The sequence below is a fragment of the Priestia sp. 10L35 genome (assembly GCF_056395685.1).
On record NZ_JBFTKA010000001.1, the window covers coordinates 162,959 to 185,037 of the forward strand.

Here is a 22,079-nt window from a genome sequence, read left to right on the forward strand (position 1 = left end):
TTCGGGGTATTTTAGTTTACTTTATAAGCACTATCCCTTATGATAGCTTAAATATAGATATGTTTCCATTGAAGTCTTCTTCGTGGTATGATAGGGATTAGGATTTTTCGTGGAACGGAGGATTTTCTCGTGTCAAGACAAGAAAAAACACGTGCGACAGTTGACATCTTTGGTCAGCAGTACAGCATCGTCGGTAGCGAAAGTACAAGCCATATTCGACTTGTCGCCTCTATAGTGGATGAAAAAATGCGTGAAATCAGTACTAAAAACCCTTCTTTAGATATCAATAAATTAGCAGTATTAACAGCTGTGAATGCTGTACACGAATATATAAAACTGAAAGAAGACTATGAGAGACTTGAACAAAAACTTTATGGAAAAGAGGAATGACTGAGTCAATGCTTAATATCATTTTAATTATATTGCTTCTTTTAGGCTTTGTAACAGGTCTTAAAAGAGGATTTATTTTGCAGCTCATTCATATTGTCAGTTTTGCGGTTTCGTTTATCGTCGCTTATATGTTTAGTGGAGATTTGGCAAGCCGACTTCGCTTGCTGATTCCGTTTCCGGACAATATTCAGCAGCAAAGTGTCGCATCGTTTGTATTTGATTCTGGAACGATAGAAGACGCTTTTTATCGAATGATTGCATTTGCGATTTTATTTTTTGCTACTCACATTGTACTTCGCCTTGCAGGCTCTGTTTTAACGGCTTTAACCGAACTGCCAATTCTGCGCCAGTTAAATAAATGGGGCGGAGGTGCACTTGGATTCGTTGAAGTGTATATCATCGTTTTTATTTTGTTATACATTGGAGCCGTGATTCCTGTAAGTGAAATTCAAACGCCAATTCAACAGTCTTCAATTGCAATCAATATCGTACAAAATACTCCATACTTATCGTCTGCGATTCAAGATTTGTGGACTCAGTATGGTGTAATGTAATGAAATTACAATAGCTTGTTGAGAGGGTGTGTCGAAAGTGTCATAATACTTTTGAGATACCCTCTTTTTTTATCGCAGTCTGATCTGCGGTTTTCATGAGGATAAAAGTATGTCTAGATGAAAACTTGAGAGAGTAAATATGTCACTCATCATGTTTTTGAAAGTTTCGTTATTATGATAATAGGCTGGTGAAAAGAGATGAATAAAAAGGATATTATTAAATTGTTAGAAACAATTGCTACATATATGGAATTAAAGGGAGATAACCCTTTTAAAATTTCCGCTTTTCGAAAAGCAGCTGCAGCGCTAGAAACGGACGAAAGAACGCTGACAGAGATTGAGGATTTTACCAAGCTCCAAGGGATTGGAAAAGGAACGGCTGCAGTCATTACAGAGTATATGGAAACAAATGAGTCAAGCGTATTAGAAGAACTAAAGCAAGAAGTTCCTGAAGGACTTATTCCTTTGCTTAAGCTGCCGGGGCTTGGAGGTAAAAAAATCGCTAAATTATATAAAGAGCTAGATATTCGAGATATGGAATCACTGCATCAGGCCTGTATGGAAAATCGAGTGCAGGGACTAAGCGGTTTTGGTAAAAAGACAGAAGAAAAAATTATCGCTGCCATTGAAGAGTTTGGGAAGCGTCCTGATCGTTTGCCTCTTGCTTTTATGCTTCCAATAGCGGAAGAAATTTTAGAAGCCCTTAAACAGATGCATAGCATTGAGCGTTTTTCTCAAGCAGGGAGCATTCGCCGCATGAGGGAAACCGTAAAAGATCTTGATTTTATTATTTCAACAGCTGAGCCTCATGCTGTCCGTGAACAGCTAGTATCGCTGCCAAATGTGAAGGATATCATTGCAAATGGAGATACAAAAGTATCGGTAACGTTAGCCTATGAGTACGATGTGTCTGTGGATTTTCGTCTTGTAGAAGATAAAGCGTTTGCCACAACGCTTCACCATTTTACAGGATCAAAAGATCATAATGTGCGTATGCGTCAATTAGCAAAAGAACGCGGTGAAAAAATTAGCGAGTATGGCGTTGAAAATGCGGAGACAGGCGAAGTGATGACTTTTGAGTCTGAACAAGCATTCTATGAACATTTTGGGCTGTCTTTTATTCCGCCGGAACTTCGTGAAGATGGAACGGAAGTAGATGCATTTGTAAAGCCTCAAACCCTTGTGACCTACGGTGCCGTAAAAGGTGATTTGCATATGCACTCCACGTGGAGCGACGGGGCGTATTCGATTGAAGAAATGGCGGAAGCATGTCGCGCACGAGGCTATGAGTACATGGCGATTACAGACCATTCTCAGTATTTAAAAGTAGCTAACGGTCTAACGCCTGAACGCATTCGTAAACAGCGTGAAGAAATTAATCGTTTAAACGCACAGTTCGATGATTTTACAATACTAGCAGGAATTGAAATGGATATTTTGCCTGATACAACACTTGATTATGATGATGAACTGCTAGCTGAGCTAGATTTTGTTATTGCGTCCATTCACTCTAGTTTTTCGCAATCACGCGAAGAAATTATGAATCGCTTAAAGCAAGCGTTAAACAATGTTCATGTAGATTTAATCGCTCATCCGACCGGTCGTTTGATTGGTCGCCGCAACGGATATGATGTAGATATTGATATGTTGATTGAATTAGCTAAAGAAACAAAAACGGCTCTTGAACTAAACGCGAATCCAAACCGTTTAGATTTAGCCGCTGAACACATAAAAAAGGCCCAAGAGGCAGGAGTTAAAATTGCTATTAATACAGATGCTCACAATCTAGACATGCTAGAGCATATGGAAATTGGAATATCTACTGGAATTAAAGGCTGGCTTAAACCAGAAACGGTATTAAATACGTATAGTCTCAAAGAATTAACCGCCTTTTTAAATCGACATAAATAAGCAACAGGAGGAATCAGTTTTGCAATCACGTATTTTTCATGTACTAGAGTTTAATAAAGTTAAGGAACAGCTTCAGAAAAAAGTAGCTTCTTCTTTAGGCCGAGAAAAAGTAGCGAATTTGATTCCCTCGACTCAGTATGAAGAAGTAGTCAAATGGCAGGAAGCAACAGATGAAGCTACAACTGTGCTGCGATTGCGTGGCAACGTACCGCTAGGGGGCATTTTTGACGTTCGACCTAGCGTGAAGCGCGCTGAAATTGGGGGAACGCTAAGCTCTAATGAACTTCTTGATGTAGCAAGCACTATTTATGCTGCAAGACAAGTCAAGCAATTTATCGAGCAAGTAGTGGAAGACGAAGATTTACAGCTTCCAATTATAACTGAACATATCGAAAAACTAATGCCTCTTCCTGAGGTAGAACAAACAATTAAAATGAGTATTGATGAGAATGGTACAGTGCTAGACGGTGCAAGCGACCAGCTAAGAGGCATTCGTCAAAAACTTCGCTCAACGGAGTCTCGTATTCGAGAAAAGCTAGAGAGCCTTATTCGCTCCTCGTCTGCTCAAAAAATGTTGTCAGATGCAATTGTTACCATTCGAAACGAACGTTTTGTTATTCCTGTTAAGCAAGAATATCGCAGTGCGTATGGAGGCATTGTGCACGATCAGTCTTCATCCGGAGCAACTTTATTTATTGAGCCTCAGGCGATTGTGACGTTAAACAATGAGCTTCAAGAAGCAAAAGTAAAAGAAAAACAAGAAATTGAGCGTATTCTCATTGCTTTAACCGTTCAGGTAGCGGAAGTGGCAAATGAACTCCGTCAAAACGTTTATCTGTTAGGTGAGCTGGACTTCATGTTTGCTAAAGGGCGCTATAGCCATGAGCTAAAAGCTTCAAAACCTAAAATGAACGATCGAGGCTATATTAAGTTAGTGAAGGCAAAACATCCTCTTATTGCACAGGAAGATGTCGTTGCCAATGATATTGAGCTAGGTGATCAATATACGTCTATCGTTATTACAGGGCCAAATACCGGCGGTAAAACCGTAACGTTAAAAACACTTGGATTATTTACGTTAATGGCTCAAGCAGGTTTGCAGATTCCTGCGCTGGATGGATCGGAAATGGCTGTGTTTAAACACGTATTTGCTGATATTGGAGATGAGCAGTCGATTGAACAAAGTTTGAGTACCTTTTCATCTCATATGGTCAACATTGTAGATATTTTACAAAAAGTAGATCACGAAAGTCTGGTCTTGTTCGATGAATTGGGAGCAGGAACGGATCCTCAAGAAGGTGCAGCGCTTGCGATTTCCATTTTAGATCAAGTATATGAAAGAGGCGCTCGCGTAGTTGCGACTACTCACTATCCTGAATTAAAAGCGTACGGCTATAACCGTGAAGGAGTGGTCAATGCTAGCGTAGAGTTCGATATTGAAACATTGAGCCCTACTTACAAGCTGCTGATTGGTGTACCGGGCCGAAGCAATGCTTTTGAGATTTCAAAACGTTTAGGTTTAAGTGCTGAAGTAATTGAACGTGCCAAAGGCTATATTGGCTCAGAAACAAATAAAGTAGAAAATATGATTGCCTCTCTTGAAGATAGCCGTCGTCAATCTGAACACGAGCTAGAAGAAGCTGAAGAGCTAAGAAAAGAGGCTCAGAAGCTTCATAAAGAATTACAGAGTCAGATTATTGAGTTTAATGAAAAACGAGATAAGCTGTACGAAAAAGCTGAAGAAAAAGCTCAAGCCACAGTTAAAGCAGCATCTGAAGAAGCAGAGAAAATCATTAGCGATTTGCGTAAAATGAGTCAAAAAAATCATGCGCTTGTAAAAGAGCATGAATTGATTGAGGCGCGTAAGCGTCTAGAAGATGCAGTTCCAACTCTTGAAAAAAGTAAAAAGAAACCGGCTGTGCCGAAAAAACAAGAGCGCACTCTTCAAGCTGGAGATGAAGTGAAAGTCTTAAGCTGGGGACAAAAAGGAACGCTTGTGGAACGAGTAAGCAATAATGAATGGCAAGTACAAATGGGAATTATGAAAATGAAGGTGAAAGAAAAAGACCTCGAATATATCAGTTCTCCAAAACCTGTAGAAACGAAGCCGCTTGCTACGGTAAAAGGAAAAGATTATCATGTAAATCTAGAACTGGATTTAAGAGGAGAGCGCTATGAAAATGCGCTGATTCGAGTTGAAAAATATATTGATGATGCTTTATTAGCCAACTATCCGCGCGTTTCGATTATCCACGGTAAAGGAACTGGAGCTCTTCGTAAAGGTGTACAGGAATATTTGAAAAATCATCGTTCTGTCAAAAATATTCGTTTCGGAGAAGCTTCTGAAGGAGGTTCTGGCGTTACGGTTGTGGAATTTAAATAAAAGAGTGCTGAAATAAAGGTGTCAGTCGATGCGCTGAACAAGCATATATGAAGATAGAAAATCCGACATGGCTCATGGACTATGCTGGGTTTTCTATCTCTTTTAAGAACGATACAAGTAAAGGAAAGAGACCTGTCAGTTCATTACGTGGAGCGTAATATAAATTAGGAGTGATGCAAAAATGAGGGATTTTTGGAAAGACCCGTATATTGAATCCGCCGCTTATTACAGCGTGGTTGTCTTGAGCATTGTCGTCTTTCTTGTTGTGTTTGAGCTCGTTACTAAGTATAAGAATTGGGAAGAGATTCAAAAAGGAAATATGGCTGTTGCGATGGCAACAGGTGGAAAAATATTTGGATTAGCTAATATTTTTCGCTATTCGATTGAGCATAACGACAACTTGTTAAGAATGCTAGGGTGGGGAATATATGGATTCGTTCTTTTACTAGTCAGCTATTTTATTTTCGAATTTTTGACGCCAAAATTTCGAATCGATGACGAAATTGAACAAGATAACAGAGCCGTTGGATTTATTTCACTTGTTATTTCAATCGGTATGTCCTATGTAATAGGAGCAGGGATAGGATAGGAGAGAGTCATGGAGAAGTTAGCGAAAATTTTACTCGTTTTATGCGGAGTGTTTATGCTTATTGGTCTTATCTATTTATCTATATAGCTTTTCCTAACATCATGATGACACCAAAAAAGCTGACCTTAAAGCAGGTCAGCTTTTTTAATGACTACTTCCATACGTCTTCAGCAATTGAAATCACGTGCTTTACTTTATCCCACTGCTGTTCTTCAGTTAGTAAATTTCCTTCTTCTGTAGAAGCAAATCCGCACTGGGGACTTAAACAAATTTGATCAAGAGAAACAAATTCTGCCGCTTCAGCAATTCGTTTTTTCACTGCTTCAGGATCTTCTAAATCTCCAAATTTTGATGTGATAAGACCAAGGACAATCTGAAGATCATCTCGCTTTACATGTCGAAGAGGTTCGAATCCTCCTGAGCGTTCATCATCAAATTCTAAAAATAGTCCATCTACGTTTAACTGACTGAAAATAGCTTTGGACGCATTTTCATATCCGCCGCTTGCTGTATAAGTGGACTGGAAATTCCCTCTGCAAATATGCATTGTAATGACCATATCATCTGGCTTATGCACAATGGATTCATTGATCGCATCTGTAAAACGTTTCAGTAATTCTTGGGGCGTAAAACCTTTTGACGCGATTTGTTCTTGTCCTTTTTCTGAGAAAAAGACTGCCCACGCAGTATCATCTAACTGTAAATAGCGGCATCCGGCATCATAAAATGCTTGAATGGCTTTTTGATATGTTTTAACTAAATCAGCAAAAAATACATCCGTATCCGAGTAAGAAGACTCTTCAATATGACCTCTGAAAAATAGCATATTAGGACTTGGAATGGTGAACTTAGCTACGTGTTCTTTTCCAGCAGCTTGATGAAGAAATTTATAATCTTCAATCATAGGGTGGTGATTAAAATCTAGTTTTCCAGTCACTTTTATACCGTGAGCTTTTGTTTGGACTCCGTGAAACTGAATTCCCGACTCTGCTTCGTAAAGTTCTACGCCAACAAGCTCTGACAGAAAATCAAAGTGCCACCACGCGCGGCGAAACTCACCGTCTGTGACGGCTTTTAATCCAATTTCTTTTTGCTTTTCTACGAGTTTACGAATTTCTTCATCTTCAATTGCTCGAAGCTGTTTCTTTGTCATTTCCCCGTTTTCCACTTGTAATCGTGCTTGTTTGATACGCTCGGGACGCAAAAAGCTTCCAACGTGATCTGCTTTGAACGGTCCTTTAGTCAATGTTGTTGTCAATTCATACAGCTCCTTAAAAAAATCTAATTTTTATTATATACAAAAAATTCGGATAATGTACAGGGGTAAATCCAATTTTTATTTATTACGCTGCAGGATGAAAGAGTGATTAGGTAGGAAAGAGAACATTCAATAACGATTGCATCTAAAAAAAGAATGAACTATAATTTTAATTAGAAAATTCTAATTTTTTATTTTTTTTTGAGGGAGAGGATGCGTGTGGAATCCACCGAAAAGATATGGCTTTCTCAATATCCGGATGAAATACCTGCTAGGCTTCATTATGAACAAAAAAATTTAGCACAGCTTTTTGAAGAAGCAGTTCAAAAGGATCCTAAAAAAAGCGCAATCTATTTTCTAGGGAAAAAAATGACGTTTTCCCAGCTGCATCAAGATTCTCTGAAGCTGTCATCTTACCTTATTGAACTGGGATTAAAAAGAGGGGATAGAGTAGCCATTATGCTTCCAAATTGCCCTCAAGCTGTCATTTCCTTCTATGCGGTTCTGCTTGCCGGAGGAGTAGTCGTTCAAACAAACCCTTTGTATACGGAAAGAGAGTTAGAGTATCAGCTTAATGATTCAGAAGCGACCATGATTATTGCACTCGATTTGCTATATCCGCGTGTAGTAAAAATGAAAGCGTTAACAAAAATAAAGCACGTAGTCATCACCTCTATTCAAGATTATCTCCCATTTCCCAAAAACATAATGTATCCATTTATTCAGCGCAAACAGCAGAAGATAAGCGTGGATGTGAGTCATACGGAGACTACTCATTTATTTAAACGTATTATAGATGAATCCTCTCCCGCAGTATGTAACGCTGAGGGAATTTCAGACGAAGATATCGCGATTTTACAATACACCGGGGGAACAACAGGTTTTCCAAAAGGAGTCATGCTTACTCATAAAAACTTGGTAGCCAATGCAACGATGTGTTCACATTGGTTATACCGCTGCAGGCATGGAGAAGAAAAAGTGCTTGGAATTATCCCATTTTTTCATGTGTATGGTTTAACAACGGTTCTTGTTTTATCGGTTTTGCAAAACTATGAGATGGTTCTTCTGCCTAAATTTGATGCAAAAACGACGCTCAAAACCATTCATAAGCAGCAGCCTACTTTATTTCCAGGTGCGCCGACGATTTACATTGCATTATTAAACCATCCTGATTTAGCAAAATACAACTTATCTTCTATTGATTCATGTATGAGCGGTTCGGCTCCACTTCCTGTGGAAGTGCAGGAGCAGTTTGAAAAGCTCACCGGAGGTAAATTAGTGGAAGGATATGGATTAACGGAAACCTCTCCTGTTACTCATGCTAATTTTCTTTGGAAAGAGAGAATACCAGGAAGCATTGGAGTGCCTTGGCCAGACACAGATGCCAAAATTCTCTCGTTTGAAACAGGTAAAGAAGCTGCTGTAAGCGAAGTAGGAGAAATTGCGGTTAAAGGTCCTCAGGTAATGAAAGGATATTGGAAGCAGCCTGAAGAAACGGAGGCTGTTATGCGAGACGGATGGTTGCTAACAGGTGATGTTGGCTATATGGATGATAAAGGTTATTTTTATGTAGTAGATCGGAAGAAAGATATTATTATTGCCGGGGGATATAATATCTATCCTCGAGAAGTTGAAGAAGTATTATATGAGCATGAAAAAATTCAAGAAGCTGTAGTGGTGGGTGTTCCTGACCCATATAGAGGAGAAACGGTGAAGGCTTACATTGTATTAAAAAATGGTGTAAGATGTACTGAAGAAGAGTTAAATGAGTTTTCTAGAAAGTATTTAGCTGCTTATAAAGTTCCGCGCCTTTATGAATTTCGAAATGAGCTTCCCAAAACAGCGGTCGGTAAGATTCTGCGACGAGCGCTGATTGATGAAGAAAATGAAAAGCATAAAAAGGCGACGTAATCGATCGTCGCCTTTGATTTTTTTACTGAAACATAATTGACAGATACTTGCGGTTTCTTTATTATAAAGATATGAATGAATAATCATTCATATTTTAAAGGAGCGTATAAGATTGAGAAGAAATAAGCCAAAGTATAAACAGATTATCGATGCAGCTGTAGTAGTAATAGCAGAAAACGGATACCACAATGCTCAGGTTTCTAAAATTGCTAAGCAGGCTGGAGTTGCAGACGGTACGATATATTTATATTTTAAAAACAAAGAAGATGTCTTGATTTCCTTGTTTCAAGAGAAGATGGGGCAATTTGTAGAAAAAATTTATGAAGAACTGGCGGGAATTGAAACCGCGGCAGAAAAACTTCATGTGTTAATTGACAAACATTTTTCGTTTCTAGCGGAGGATCATCATTTAGCTACAGTGACCCAGCTCGAACTGCGTCAATCGAACAAAGATTTAAGATTGAAAATTAACGATGTATTAAAAGATTATCTGACTCTCATTGATTCTATTTTGCAGACAGGAATCGAAACGGGTGAGTTTTCTGAAAATATAGATATTCGTCTTGCGCGACAGATGATTTTTGGAACGATTGATGAAACTGTCACAACATGGGTAATGAACGATCATCGATATGGTCTAATAGAATCGGTAGATAAAGTCCATTCCCTGCTGTTAAACGGCTGCAGCGGCTCATAATCGTAAGTGAGCCTGCTGCTCCCCTGCGAGGGGAAAAGCGCAAGGTAATGAAAATAGAAAGAAAGGGTGGCGTAAACAAATGGAGATTATCCAGGTTGAAACTGTTGATGCAATAAGCTTCATTACGTTGAATAGACAACCTGCTAACGCTTTGTCTCAAGACTTATTAAAAGATCTTTCAAGTGTTTTAAAACATTTAGAAGATAGTAAAGAGACAAGGGTTATCGTCATTAAAGGTGAAGGGAAATTCTTTTGTGCCGGGGCTGATATAAAAGAATTCACATCACTTCAGCAGGAAAAAGAATACGAGAAGCTTGCTGTTAACGGTCAAGAGCTCTTTGAGTATATTGAAAATTACCCAAAACCAGTGATTGCAGCTATTCATGGAGCTGCTTTAGGCGGAGGGTTGGAGCTTGCTATGAGCTGCCATATCCGTTTGGTAACAGAAAATGCTAAGCTGGGCTTGCCTGAGCTTCAGTTAGGGATTATACCAGGATTTGGAGGAACTCAGCGATTACCTCGTTATGTAGGAGTTCATAAGGCTTGTGAGATGATGCTGACAAGTGATCCAATATCCGGAAGCGAGGCAGTGGAGTTAGGATTGGCAAATGCAGCTTTTGAAGAAAGTCAGCTTATCAATGAAACATTTTTACTTGCTAGAAAAATTGCCAAAAAAAGCCCAATCTCTGTTAAAGCCACCTTGCAGCTGCTTCAGCATGTAAAAACAGATGCTTATTACAGCGGCATCAAAAAAGAAGCGCAGTTTTTTGGAAGCGTATTCAAAAGCAGGGATGCTCAAGAAGGCGTAGCCGCTTTTATTGAAAAGCGCCAGCCTAAATTTTTAGGAAAATAAGCTTAGGAGGGGAATTGAATGAATATTTACGTGTTAGTAAAAAGAACATTCGATACAGAGGAGAAACTTTCATTAAAAAATGGTCAAATTGTTGAAGATGGGGCTGAATTTATTATTAATCCTTACGATGAGTATGCAGTTGAAGAAGCTATTCAGCTAAAGGAAAAGCATGGCGGGGAGATTACGGTCGTGAGTGTAGGAGGGGAAGAATCAGAAAAAGAACTCCGAACAGCTTTGGCTATGGGAGCAGATAAAGCGGTTTTAATCAATACGGAAGATGACATAGAAGATGGCGATCAGTACACGACTTCTAGGCTGCTGGCACAGTACTTAAAAGAACAATCTCCTGACTTAATTTTGGCAGGAAACGTAGCGATTGACGGAGGTTCGGGCCAAGTGGGACCGCGCGTAGCAGAACAGTTAGAAATCCCTTATATTACGACGATTACAAAATTGGATATCGAAGGTGAAAAAGTGACTGTTGTACGCGATGTGGAAGGTGATTCCGAGGTTATCGAAACGTCGCTTCCTCTTTTAGTAACAGCTCAGCAGGGACTTAACGAACCTCGCTATCCATCTCTTCCAGGGATTATGAAAGCGAAGAAGAAACCGTTGGTTGAAGTGGAATTGGATGATTTAGATTTAGATGAAGATGATGTAGAAGCAAAAACAAAGACAATTGAAATTTATTTGCCTCCGAAAAAAGACGCAGGACGCGTACTACAAGGAGATATAAAAGATCAAGTGATAGAACTGGTCAATTTACTGCATAAAGAAGCAAAAGTCATTTAATAAGTCAAAAGTTAAAACAATGGGGGTATTGCAATGGGACGCAAAGTGTTAGTTCTAGGAGAAGCACGTGATGGGGGATTACGAAACGTATCGTTTGAAGCGATTTCCGCAGCGTCTACTGTAGCTGACGGTGGGGAAATTGTTGCAGCGTTAGTAGGAAAGGACGTAAAAGCTTTAAGTGAAGAGCTTATTGCATACGGAGCGAATAAAGTTGTTGTGACGGAGCATGAAGATTTAGCTGCTTACACATCGGATGGTTATGCTCAGGCGTTATTAGCCATCATTGAAAGTGAACAACCTGAAGCTATCGTATTTGGCCATACGGCTCTTGGCAAAGACCTAGCGCCAAAACTGGCAGCTCGCTTAGACAAAGGACTTATCTCAGATGTGACGGATGTAGAAGTTGGAGGGGATCAAGTAGTCTTCACCCGCCCAATTTATTCTGGTAAAGCATTTGAAAAGAAAATCATGACCGATGCTTTTACGTTTGTCACGATTCGTCCAAATAATATTTCACCGCTTGCAAAAGATGAGGGACGTACAGGCGATGTAGAGGATTTAAATGTTGAAATCAAAAACCTGCGTACAGTTGTAAAAGAAGTTGTACGGAAAGCAACGCAAGGGGTTGATTTATCCGAAGCAAAAGTCGTGATTGCAGGTGGTCGAGGTGTAAAAAGCACGGAAGGTTTTGGACCTCTCCAAGAACTAGCGGACGTGTTAAATGGAGCTGTTGGGGCGTCTCGGGGAGCGTGCGATGCAGATTACTGCGACTATTCTCTTCAGATCGGTCAGACGGGCAAAGTAGTCACACCAGATTTATACATTGCCTGCGGAATCTCGGGAGCCATTCAGCATTTGGCCGGCATGTCAAATTCAAAAATTATTGTTGCCATTAACAAAGATCCTGAGGCGAATATTTTTAAAGTAGCTGATTACGGAATCGTTGGAGATTTATTTGAAGTGGTGCCTCTGCTAACGGAAGAATTCAAAAAGCTGAAAGTACAGTCTGCGTAAGAGGCTGAGACAAAAGGATTTTAGACGAAGTGAAAAATGAACCATTGATCAAGATGTTTGATTAGTGGTTCGTTTTTTTGTTAGGGTAAACGCAGGTTTCATGTGTGTGGGTCTTTCTAGCAGTTGATTGGAGGGCAAGGCGAAGACTCCTGTAGAAAGCGAAGTCTTACACAGAAATCATCTGCGGTGTCGCAAGCGGTTCAGCCCTTGTATACTATTCGTTCGTCTTTAGATAGGATTCATTTCGTTATGTCTCAGCCTCATGGAAAACGAAATTTTCTACGTATGTTTTTATGTGAATTGTACAAACTAGAGCGGAGAATAAACAGTATAAATGTAAGCAAAAAGTTAGCAAACCTTATTTGAAGGTGATATACTGTGAGTAGAATTTGGATATTGCATATATTTAGGAGGAATTAAAATGGCTATTGCACATGCTACAGATAAAAACTTTACAGATGAAATTAAATCAGGCCTAGTGCTTGTTGACTTTTGGGCACCATGGTGTGGCCCTTGTAAAATGATTGCTCCAGTTCTTGAAGAAATCGATGGCGAACTTAACGATAAAGTTAAAATCGTGAAAGTAGACGTTGATGAAAACCAAGAAACGGCTGGAAAATTTGGTGTTATGAGTATCCCAACTTTAGTATTATTTAAAGATGGAGAGAAAGTTGATCAAGTAGTTGGTTTCCAACCAAAAGAAGCATTAACAGAATTAATTAATAAACACGCGTAAGTCAAAACCTAGCTCAGGCTAGGTTTTTTCTTTTTCTCCACTTTTTCTCTTTTGGGAATACTTTTATTTAGCGAATATGCGTTCGTTTGTTTTATACTAGATGTAAGGAACACCGCCATAAATCCGGCTTATGTGCATGTATTGTAGGGCAGGAAAGAATGTAGGTTACGCTTCATAAGCGAATGTATAGATGGACAGAGTAAGAGAAGAGGAAGGAGAAAAATATGAACGATTATTTAAAAGAAAAGCTGGCTATTTTACCGGATCAGCCCGGCTGTTACTTGATGAAAGATAAATATGGAACGGTCATTTACGTAGGAAAAGCAAAAGTATTAAAAAATCGAGTGCGCTCCTACTTTACCGGATCTCATGACGGAAAGACGCTTCGACTTGTAAACGACATTGTCGATTTTGAATATATCGTCACATCTTCTAATTTAGAAGCACTTATTTTAGAAATGAATTTAATTAAAAAGCATGATCCAAAATACAATATCATGCTTAAAGATGATAAGGGTTATCCCTTTATTAAGATTACAGCTGAAAAGCAGCCCCGACTTGTTATTACAAGAAAAATAAAAAAAGATAAAGGGAAATACTTCGGGCCTTATCCTAACGTTCAAGCTGCAAATGAAACAAAGCGGCTTCTTGATCGCATTTATCCATTAAGAAAGTGCTCTACCATGCCAGACAGACCTTGTTTGTATTACCATATCGGGCAATGCCTAGCTCCTTGCGTAAAAGAAGTAAAAGAAGAGCAAAACAAACAAATTATTGAAAATATCACGCGGTTTTTAAATGGTGGATATGAGCATGTCAAAACAGAATTAACTGAAAAAATGTTAAAAGCTTCAGAAGAACTTGACTTTGAACGGGCTAAAGAATATCGAGATCAAATTGCTCATATCGAAGCGACAATGGAAAAGCAAAAAGTAACGTTTAATGATTTTGTTAATCGAGATGTGTTTGGCTATTCTTATGATAAAGGCTGGATGTGTGTTCAAGTTTTCTTTATTCGCCAAGGGAAATTAATTGAGCGAGAAGTTTCTATGTTTCCTTTTTATAAAGAGCCAGAAGAAGATTTCTTAACTTTTATCGGTCAGTTTTATGCCAAAAATATTAAGCCAAAAGAAGTAATGGTTCCAGCAACGATTGATGCAGAGTTGGCTGAGAAATTAGTAGGAGTAGAGGTTCAGCATCCAAAGCGAGGCAAAAAGAAAGAGTTAGTAGAACTTGCGTGTAAAAATGCAAAAATTGCGCTCGGTGAAAAATTCTATTTAATTGAACGAGATGAAGAGCGCACGGTTGGCGCAGTTGAACGGTTAGGAGAAGAGCTTGGAATTGCCGCTCCTTATCGGATTGAAGCATTTGATAATTCAAATATTCAAGGAACAGATCCCGTTTCTGCGATGATTGTTTTTGTTGATGGGAAACCGGAAAAGAAAGAATATCGCAAATATAAAATTAAGACCGTAAAGGGACCAGATGATTACAGTTCCATGAGAGAAGTCGTTCGCAGACGGTATTCCAGAGCGTTAAAAGAGGGTCTTCCGCTTCCAGATTTAATTGTTGTAGATGGAGGCAAAGGGCATTTAGCTGCAGTACAGGACGTTCTCGAAAATGAATTGGGACTTTTAGTGCCTACAGCAGGTCTTGTCAAAGATGATAAGCACAGAACCTCCAACCTGATGATTGGTGAGCCTCCTCAAATCATACCGCTTGAACGCAATAGTCAAGAATTTTATTTGCTTCAGCGAATTCAAGATGAAGTTCACCGTTTTGCGATTACCTTCCACCGTCAAGTGCGCTCTAAGTCCGCTTTTCAGTCTGTTCTGGACGATATTCCGGGAGTGGGCGAAAAGCGTAAAAAAGCTTTGTTAAAGTATTTTGGTTCGGTGAAAAAATTGAAAGAAGCAACGGTTGATGATATTCGAAATTCAGGTGTTCCTCAAAACATCGCTGAAAAAATTTATGAAACATTGCAAAAATAGTCTTGAAATAATAGAAAATATTTGATAAGCTATTAACTAATTTCATACGACACTTCATCAAATGAAGTGAAGATAGAGGTGCAAATTTAATCAGTACGTATCAGGAAGGGTATGAGCTCTTATGAATGATGCGGAAAGGGAAATTTGCCGAAGTGAACATTACCTCATAGTAATGATTGCTGGTTCTGCGTTGAATAAACGTAGGATTGTCAAGATGTAGATTCTTGGAGAGCTATCTCACGGCAGTGGACGGTTATGTTTTATAATTTTCGTTCGTTAAGCAATGAGAGCTCATCTCATTGCTTTTTTTATTGTCTGAGTAAAAAAATTTAGCTTCTCATCATTCTGCATATGCAAATTTATTGAAAAGGAATGAACAAAATTATGGCATTAATCGTTCAAAAATTTGGTGGAACATCTGTTGGTTCTGTTGAACGTATCCAACATGTAGCAAACCGTGTTATTCAAGAAGCAGAGCGCGGTAACCAAGTAGTTGTTGTTGTATCGGCAATGGGCAAAACTACAGATGCACTGGTGAAATTAGCAAGTGATATTACGGACAGTCCAAGCAAACGCGAAATGGATATGCTTCTTACAACTGGAGAACAAGTAACGATTTCCCTGTTAACAATGGCCCTTCAATATAAAGGGTATGAAGCAACTTCGCTAACAGGTTGGCAAGCTGGTATCCAGACGGAAGCAGTTCACAGCAATGCACGAATCCAGCACATTGACACGACTCGTATTCAAAGCCAATTAGATAGAGGCCGAATCGTAGTAGTAGCTGGATTCCAAGGCTGTTCAGGAGATGGTAGCATTACAACATTAGGTCGAGGCGGCTCTGACACGACGGCAGTAGCTCTTGCCGCAGCATTAAAAGCTGCAAAATGTGATATTTATACAGATGTAACAGGAGTGTTTACGACAGATCCGCGCTATGTAGAAGATGCTCGTAAGCTTCACTCTATTTCATATGACGAAATGTTAGAATTAGCTAATTTGGGAGCAGGGGTGCTGCATCCGCGCGCTGTTGAGTTTGCAAAAAATTATCAGGTACCGCTAGAAGTGCGTTCAAGCTTAGAAAACGAGAATGGAACGATTGTTGAGGAGGAAGTTTCAATGGAACAAAACTTAGTCGTAAGAGGAATTGCGTTTGAAGATAATATTTCACGAGTGACAATTGAAGGGTTAAACAACGAGTTGCAAACTCTTTCTACTATTTTTACAGCATTAGCAAAAGAACAGTTAAATGTGGACATTATTATTCAAAACGTAACGGCTAATAATCGTCTCTCTATCTCATTTTCTATTAAAACCGTAGACGTAGACGCCGCTCTTGCCGTCTTAAAAGAGTATAAATCTACTTTGGGATATGCGCGTATTGAACATGAAAGCGGTTTGGCTAAAGTATCAATTGTCGGCTCTGGCATGATTTCTAATCCAGGCGTTGCAGCCGAAATGTTTGAAGTGCTGGCAGGAGAGAAAATTGAAGTGAAGATGGTCAGCACGTCTGAAATTAAAGTATCTACAGTTGTACCGCATGCTGATATGGTAAAAGCTGTTGAGACGCTTCACGTAGCATTTGAATTAGAAGAGCAGCAAGCAGTGCAAGTATAAAGAAGAGAAAAAAGACGTGGTATCTCCACGTCTTTTATATATACGTATTTCCTACTTTTTATAACGCTCCGCGCGTGTTTCGGTAGGTAAGATATCTTTTCGGTCCCACTGCACGGAAATCAGCACTTTTCCGTTCTTTTCTTTATGTGTTAAGTAGGCTTCTGTTAGGCAGTTGTTTTGACGCTGAATCTGTTCAGCCACAAATCCTGACTCAAGATGAAACGAACAAGTTTCCTGCTGAAATCTTTTGCTGACCACATCACCTGATAACTCAAGCTCGAGTGAATATTTATCTTTTTTTGCAAGCGTCAGTGTTCCCCAGGAAGCTGCTTTAAAAAAAGCGACGATTTCATCCATTGTATTTAATGGGTATTTCCGCGCAAGGTGTTTTCCTGCCCAGTATGAAATGGTGTTTGTTTCGTCTCCAAGAAGCTCTGGAATTAACACGTCACGCAAAAGGCTGTATCCGAAATATGAAACGTGATCAAGAGTTCTCTCTGTTTCAGCTGTGACATTAGGTTCTGATGTTTCCATCGTCTCTTCAAGTTCTTGCTGTGATTCTGTTTGTAAATTGCTCATGCTTTCCCCTCTTTCTTTACTACTATTATATACAAATCTAAAAAACCTCTCACGCATTTTTTTAATAAAATGTAAGAGGATCTTTATTATGGTAAAAAGAGTTAGATGTAAAGATGAAAAATCCATAATATACCTTTTAAAAGGGTACTTTTACCTGTGTAAATGTTTTGTGAACTTGTTTACAATAAAAGCATAAAGTAAACGCTTACTTATTTGTGGCAAGCAATATTATAATAGAAAGAAAAAATCTGTAACATCAATACAGTAAGCGTTAACAAATATAAAATTTTATAAATTTATATTTTATAGAAGATTTAAACATCTTGCCTTGACGCTCTTAATCGATGGGAGTAAAATTAACCTGTCACATACTTTATTAGGAAATGCAAAGGTTTTCATTTCCTGTATTCACGATTAATCTATTTGTCTAGTGGGAGTAAGAAAGTTCTTCACAAACTATGTTCATTTAACTAAGGGGGGTCTACGCAGATGGCGGCAAACAGAGAGTTTCAATATCGGAGAATCCATTCATTACTTGGGGTAATACCAATCGGGATTTTCTTAACACAGCATTTAGTTGTGAATCATTTCGCGACAAAGGGAGAAGAATCATTTAATCAAGCAGCTCACTTCATGGAGAGCTTACCTTTCCGCTATGCTCTAGAAATTTTCATTATTTTCTTACCAATCGTTTTTCACGCAATATACGGTCTTTACATCGCATTCACTGCTAAAACAAACGTTAACAACTACGGTTTTTTCCGTAACTGGATGTTTATCCTTCAGCGTGTTTCAGGTGTAATCACACTTATCTTCATCACATGGCACGTATGGGAAACCAGAATACAAGCTGCGCTTGGAAAAGAAGTAGATTTTCAAATGATGGAACGAATTTTAAGCAACCCGGCAATGCTTGCATTCTACATAGTTGGTGTTGTATCTACGATCTTCCACTTTGCAAACGGTCTATGGTCATTTGGAGTTAGCTGGGGGTTAACTGTAACACCACGTTCTCAAAGAATTTCAACTTATGTGACATTAGCAATCTTCTTAGCACTTACATTTGTAGGTGTTCGTACATTATTCGCATTTGCATAAAATTAAGGTTTTGAAGGAGTGGGGTTCCGATGAGTAACGGAAAAATCATCGTAGTCGGTGGCGGTTTAGCTGGCTTGATGGCAACAATAAAAATTGCTGAGTCTGGCAAGCAAGTAGATTTATTTTCACTAGTTCCGGTAAAAAGATCTCACTCAGTTTGCGCGCAAGGTGGAATCAACGGAGCCGTAAATACGAAAGGTGAAGGGGATTCACCATGGGAACACTTTGATGACACAGTGTACGGCGGAGACTTTTTAGCCAACCAGCCACCTGTAAAAGCAATGTGTGAAGCAGCTCCTGGTATTATTCACTTACTTGACCGCATGGGTGTTATGTTTAACCGTACTCCTGAGGGTTTGTTAGACTTCAGACGATTTGGCGGGACGCAGCATCACCGTACGGCTTTTGCTGGAGCAACAACGGGTCAACAATTATTGTACGCATTAGATGAGCAGGTTCGTCGTTATGAAGTTGCCGGACTTGTGACAAAGTACGAAGGATGGGAATTCTTAGGTGCTGTTCTTGACGATGAGCGCAGCTGTCGCGGAATTTCTGCACAGAATTTAAAATCAATGGAAATTAAAACGTTCCCAGCTGACGCGGTTATTATGGCTACAGGTGGACCTGGAATTGTTTTTGGAAAATCGACGAACTCAGTTATTAATACAGGTTCAGCGGCATCTATCGTGTATCAGCAAGGTGCATACTATTCAAACGGAGAGTTTATTCAAATTCATCCAACTGCTATCCCAGGAGATGATAAGCTTCGTCTTATGAGTGAATCTGCTCGTGGAGAAGGCGGACGCGTTTGGACATATAAAGACGGTAAACCTTGGTATTTCTTAGAGGAAAAATATCCTGCATACGGTAACTTAGTACCTCGTGATATTGCAACTCGTGAAATTTTTGACGTCTGCGTAGCGCAGAAGTTAGGAATCAACGGAGAGAACATGGTTTATCTGGACCTTTCACATAAAGATCCAAAAGAGCTAGACATTAAACTTGGAGGTATCATCGAAATCTATGAAAAATTCATGGGCGATGATCCGCGCAAGGTACCAATGAAAATTTTCCCAGCCGTACACTATTCAATGGGCGGTTTATGGGTGGATTACGATCAAATGACAAATATTCCTGGCTTATTCGCAGCTGGTGAGTGTGATTATTCACAGCACGGAGCGAACCGTTTAGGAGCAAACTCATTATTATCAGCTATTTATGGTGGTATGGTTGCCGGTCCTAAAGCGGTTGAATACATCAATGGTTTAGAAAAGAGCGCAGATGCTATTTCTTCAAGCGTATATGATCGTCATGTGAAAGAAGAAGAAGAGAAATGGAACAATATCATGAATCTTCAAGGTACAGAAAATGCATACGTTCTTCATAAAGAGCTAGGGGAATGGATGACTGACAACGTGACAGTCGTACGATACAATGACAAACTGTTAAAAACAGATGAAAAGATTCAAGAATTAATTGAACGCTATGATCGTATTAACATTAATGATACAGCTAAATGGAGTAATCAAGCGGCAACATTTACTCGTCAGTTGCAAAACATGCTTCAGCTTTCACGTGTTGTAACGCTAGGAGCTTACAACCGTAACGAAAGTCGCGGTGCTCATTATAAGCCAGATTTCCCAGATCGTAACGATGAAGAATTCTTAAAAACAACAATGGCATCTTTTGTGGATAAGAAAACGGCTCCTTCTTTCCATTATGAAGAGGTAGACGTATCGTTAATTAAACCGCGTAAACGCGACTACACAAAGAAAAAAGATGAAAAACCAAAAAAACAACAAGAGGGGGTTCGTTAATCAATGAGTGAACAACAAACAGTCCAAAAGACAGTGCGCTTCATTATTACACGTCAAGATTCAGCTGAATCTGCTCCTTACAATCAGGAGTTTGAAATTCCGTATCGTCCGAATATGAACGTTATTTCAGCACTGATGGAAATCAGACGTAACCCTGTTGATGCTTCAGGTAAAGAGGTTGCTCCGATAAACTGGGAAATGAACTGTTTAGAGGAAGTATGCGGAGCCTGTTCAATGGTCATCAACGGTAAACCTCGTCAGTCATGTACAGCTCTTGTTGATAAACTAGAACAACCAATTCGCTTACAGCCAATGAAAACATTTCCTGTGGTTCGTGATTTGCAAGTAGACCGCAGCCGTATGTTTGATTCACTAAAAAAAGTAAAAGCATGGGTTCCAATCGATGGCACATACGATTTAGGTCCAGGACCGCGTATGCCTGAAAAGAAACGTCAGTGGGCGTATGAGTTATCTAAATGTATGACATGTGGAGTTTGCTTAGAAGCTTGTCCAAATGTAAACGACAAGTCAAACTTCATCGGTCCAGCACCGCTTTCTCAAGTTCGCCTGTTTAATGCCCATCCAACCGGTGCGTTAAATAAAGGAGAACGTTTAGAGACGATTATGGGTGATGGAGGACTAGCGAACTGCGGGAATTCTCAAAACTGCGTTCAATCATGCCCAAAAGGAATTCCATTGACTACTTCAATCGCAGCTTTGAACCGCGATACAACAATTCAAGCATTCAGAAGTTTCTTTGGTAGCGATCAAGTATAATCACTCAAAACCTCTCCACGCGGAGAGGTTTTATTTTGTCTATGACGAACGGAGGAAATACAGATGAATAATATTTCGTATATTGAAGACATGGATCATTGGAAAGAGTCATTTTCGTTTAAGCAGGAGATCAAGGTAAGATTTTCGGAAACAGATATGTTTGGGCATTTAAATAATACGGTTCCTTTTGTTTATTTCGAACAAATACGTACGGAATTCTTTCACCATATTGGCTTTATGCAAAAGTGGACGAGTGAGCATGAGGGAACGATACCGGTGGTGGCTGATTTGCAGTGCGATTATGTCAAACAAGTGTATTTTGGCAACATGCTATCTGTTTTTGTAAAAGCTCATAGAATTGGACGTTCGTCGGTTGATTTACACTATATGATTCAAAATGAGCAAAAAGAGGTTGTACTCACCGGGAGAGGAACAATGGTGCAAATTTCTAAAGAAACAGGAAAAAGCGTCCCTTGGAATGAAGAGATGAAAACGTGTTTATCAAATATATGAAAATGGCTTGAAGGCTCTTTCTTCAGGCTTTTTTTCTTTTTTAAAGGTGAAAAAGAGTTTTTTGCATATTTTTTCTAAAACTAGTAACCGCGTAGGCATACCGCACATAAGATATGTTGACTAAATTTACACCCATCCGATAGTTCAACTCAGGATCAGGCAAGGAGGGTTACATTGAAAGAAAAAGAGTTTCAACCTAAACCGCTACTTACAAAGCGTGAACGAGAAGTATTCGAGCTTTTAGTACAGGACAAAACAACAAAAGAAATCGCGAGTGAACTATTCATTAGCGAAAAAACAGTTCGAAATCATATTTCTAATGCGATGCAAAAGCTTGGAGTCAAGGGGCGTTCTCAAGCAGTCGTAGAACTCCTTCGAATGGGAGAACTTGAATTATAACATGAGCTGGCTTTCTTCTTAGAAAGCCAGCTTTTTGTATATTTTTTTCAGTGTCGCATACATATCTAAAAAGAATAACGTTAAGAAAAAATTATAAAAAAGGTAAATCTTTATAAAAAAAACTTATTGCTTGAAATTGAATTTCAGAGTACGTATACTTTTAAGTAAGGAGATACTAGTTCAGAAGAAAGAGAGGTGAG

20 protein-coding genes and 1 riboswitch are annotated in these 22,079 nt (G+C 39.2%); of the genes, 18 read left to right on the top strand and 2 right to left on the bottom strand.

The features are described 5' to 3' along the window. The first annotated feature begins 129 nt into the window (after positions 1 to 129). The 5 genes from zapA (at position 130) to AC1DEF_RS00835 (ending at position 5,827) form a co-directional block, all read left to right on the top strand. Positions 130 to 390, top strand: coding sequence for a cell division protein ZapA (gene zapA, locus AC1DEF_RS00815; RefSeq protein WP_097824662.1), 261 nt, complete (start codon positions 130 to 132; stop codon positions 388 to 390). Beyond that, the gene (locus tag AC1DEF_RS00820; protein WP_014458067.1) at positions 387 to 944 is read left to right on the top strand and encodes a CvpA family protein; all 558 of its coding nucleotides are present in this window, start codon (positions 387 to 389) and stop codon (positions 942 to 944) included. Before zapA ends, AC1DEF_RS00820 begins: the two co-directional genes overlap by 4 nt. Positions 945 to 1,142: 198 nt before the next feature. Continuing rightward, positions 1,143 to 2,855: a DNA polymerase/3'-5' exonuclease PolX gene (gene polX, locus AC1DEF_RS00825; protein WP_097824661.1), complete on the top strand. Its 1,713-nt coding sequence runs from the start codon at positions 1,143 to 1,145 to the stop codon at positions 2,853 to 2,855. Between the two features lie 19 nt (positions 2,856 to 2,874). Next, a complete protein-coding gene (locus AC1DEF_RS00830) occupies positions 2,875 to 5,238 on the top strand; it encodes an endonuclease MutS2 (RefSeq protein WP_013085170.1) in 2,364 nt (787 codons plus the stop codon). A gap of 181 nt (positions 5,239 to 5,419) precedes the next feature. After that, on the top strand, positions 5,420 to 5,827 hold the full coding sequence (locus AC1DEF_RS00835; protein ID WP_013059411.1) for a DUF350 domain-containing protein: 408 nt from the start codon (positions 5,420 to 5,422) through the stop codon (positions 5,825 to 5,827). A 151-nt stretch (positions 5,828 to 5,978) separates the two neighbouring features. Here the strand turns inward: AC1DEF_RS00835 and AC1DEF_RS00840 are convergent, their stop codons facing one another. Beyond that, a complete protein-coding gene (locus AC1DEF_RS00840; protein ID WP_097824660.1) occupies positions 5,979 to 7,085 on the bottom strand; it encodes a 5-methyltetrahydropteroyltriglutamate--homocysteine S-methyltransferase in 1,107 nt (368 codons plus the stop codon). Between the two features lie 213 nt (positions 7,086 to 7,298). On the opposite strand from AC1DEF_RS00840, the gene AC1DEF_RS00845 reads away from it, so the two are divergent. From AC1DEF_RS00845 to AC1DEF_RS00880, 8 genes are all read left to right on the top strand, one after another. Beyond that, positions 7,299 to 8,996, top strand: a complete 1,698-nt coding sequence (locus AC1DEF_RS00845; protein WP_176521316.1) for an AMP-binding protein — start codon at positions 7,299 to 7,301, stop codon at positions 8,994 to 8,996. 112 nt (positions 8,997 to 9,108) lie between these two features. Then, positions 9,109 to 9,693, top strand: coding sequence for a TetR/AcrR family transcriptional regulator (locus AC1DEF_RS00850; protein WP_013059408.1), 585 nt, complete (start codon positions 9,109 to 9,111; stop codon positions 9,691 to 9,693). Positions 9,694 to 9,772: 79 nt separating this feature from the next. Next, complete coding sequence (locus AC1DEF_RS00855) at positions 9,773 to 10,546, top strand: enoyl-CoA hydratase (RefSeq protein WP_013059407.1); 774 nt, start codon at positions 9,773 to 9,775, stop codon at positions 10,544 to 10,546. Between the two features lie 18 nt (positions 10,547 to 10,564). Further along, positions 10,565 to 11,338 (top strand): electron transfer flavoprotein subunit beta/FixA family protein, encoded by a 774-nt coding sequence (locus AC1DEF_RS00860; RefSeq protein ID WP_097824658.1) that lies wholly within the window; start codon positions 10,565 to 10,567, stop codon positions 11,336 to 11,338. A 33-nt stretch (positions 11,339 to 11,371) separates the two neighbouring features. After that, the gene (locus AC1DEF_RS00865; protein ID WP_013085165.1) at positions 11,372 to 12,352 is read left to right on the top strand and encodes an electron transfer flavoprotein subunit alpha/FixB family protein; all 981 of its coding nucleotides are present in this window, start codon (positions 11,372 to 11,374) and stop codon (positions 12,350 to 12,352) included. Between the two features lie 421 nt (positions 12,353 to 12,773). Continuing rightward, entirely contained in the window at positions 12,774 to 13,088 is a 315-nt protein-coding gene (gene trxA / locus AC1DEF_RS00870; RefSeq protein WP_013059404.1) for a thioredoxin, read from the top strand. A 224-nt stretch (positions 13,089 to 13,312) separates the two neighbouring features. After that, positions 13,313 to 15,079 (top strand): excinuclease ABC subunit UvrC, encoded by a 1,767-nt coding sequence (gene uvrC, locus AC1DEF_RS00875; RefSeq protein WP_097824656.1) that lies wholly within the window; start codon positions 13,313 to 13,315, stop codon positions 15,077 to 15,079. 65 nt (positions 15,080 to 15,144) lie between these two features. Next, a riboswitch (Lysine riboswitch) is annotated at positions 15,145 to 15,322 on the top strand. A gap of 141 nt (positions 15,323 to 15,463) precedes the next feature. After that, positions 15,464 to 16,696, top strand: coding sequence for an aspartate kinase (locus AC1DEF_RS00880; RefSeq protein ID WP_477727316.1), 1,233 nt, complete (start codon positions 15,464 to 15,466; stop codon positions 16,694 to 16,696). A 51-nt stretch (positions 16,697 to 16,747) separates the two neighbouring features. On the opposite strand, the gene AC1DEF_RS00885 is transcribed toward AC1DEF_RS00880, so the two are convergent. Continuing rightward, complete coding sequence (locus AC1DEF_RS00885) at positions 16,748 to 17,275, bottom strand: YslB family protein (RefSeq protein ID WP_013059401.1); 528 nt, start codon at positions 17,273 to 17,275, stop codon at positions 16,748 to 16,750. 489 nt (positions 17,276 to 17,764) lie between these two features. Here AC1DEF_RS00885 and AC1DEF_RS00890 point away from each other — a divergent pair, with 489 nt between their 5' ends. The 5 genes from AC1DEF_RS00890 to gerE all read left to right on the top strand — a co-directional run bounded on the left by AC1DEF_RS00890 (position 17,765) and on the right by gerE (position 21,879). Continuing rightward, positions 17,765 to 18,373: a succinate dehydrogenase cytochrome b558 subunit gene (locus AC1DEF_RS00890; protein ID WP_013059400.1), complete on the top strand. Its 609-nt coding sequence runs from the start codon at positions 17,765 to 17,767 to the stop codon at positions 18,371 to 18,373. Positions 18,374 to 18,402: 29 nt separating this feature from the next. After that, positions 18,403 to 20,190, top strand: a complete 1,788-nt coding sequence (sdhA, locus tag AC1DEF_RS00895) for a succinate dehydrogenase flavoprotein subunit (protein WP_013059399.1) — start codon at positions 18,403 to 18,405, stop codon at positions 20,188 to 20,190. Between the two features lie 3 nt (positions 20,191 to 20,193). Further along, entirely contained in the window at positions 20,194 to 20,967 is a 774-nt protein-coding gene (gene sdhB, locus AC1DEF_RS00900; protein ID WP_013059398.1) for a succinate dehydrogenase iron-sulfur subunit, read from the top strand. A gap of 63 nt (positions 20,968 to 21,030) precedes the next feature. Then, positions 21,031 to 21,480 (top strand): acyl-CoA thioesterase, encoded by a 450-nt coding sequence (locus tag AC1DEF_RS00905; protein ID WP_097824655.1) that lies wholly within the window; start codon positions 21,031 to 21,033, stop codon positions 21,478 to 21,480. Between the two features lie 174 nt (positions 21,481 to 21,654). Next, positions 21,655 to 21,879 (top strand): spore germination transcription factor GerE, encoded by a 225-nt coding sequence (gerE, locus tag AC1DEF_RS00910; RefSeq protein ID WP_013059396.1) that lies wholly within the window; start codon positions 21,655 to 21,657, stop codon positions 21,877 to 21,879. The last annotated feature ends 200 nt before the right edge of the window (positions 21,880 to 22,079 follow it).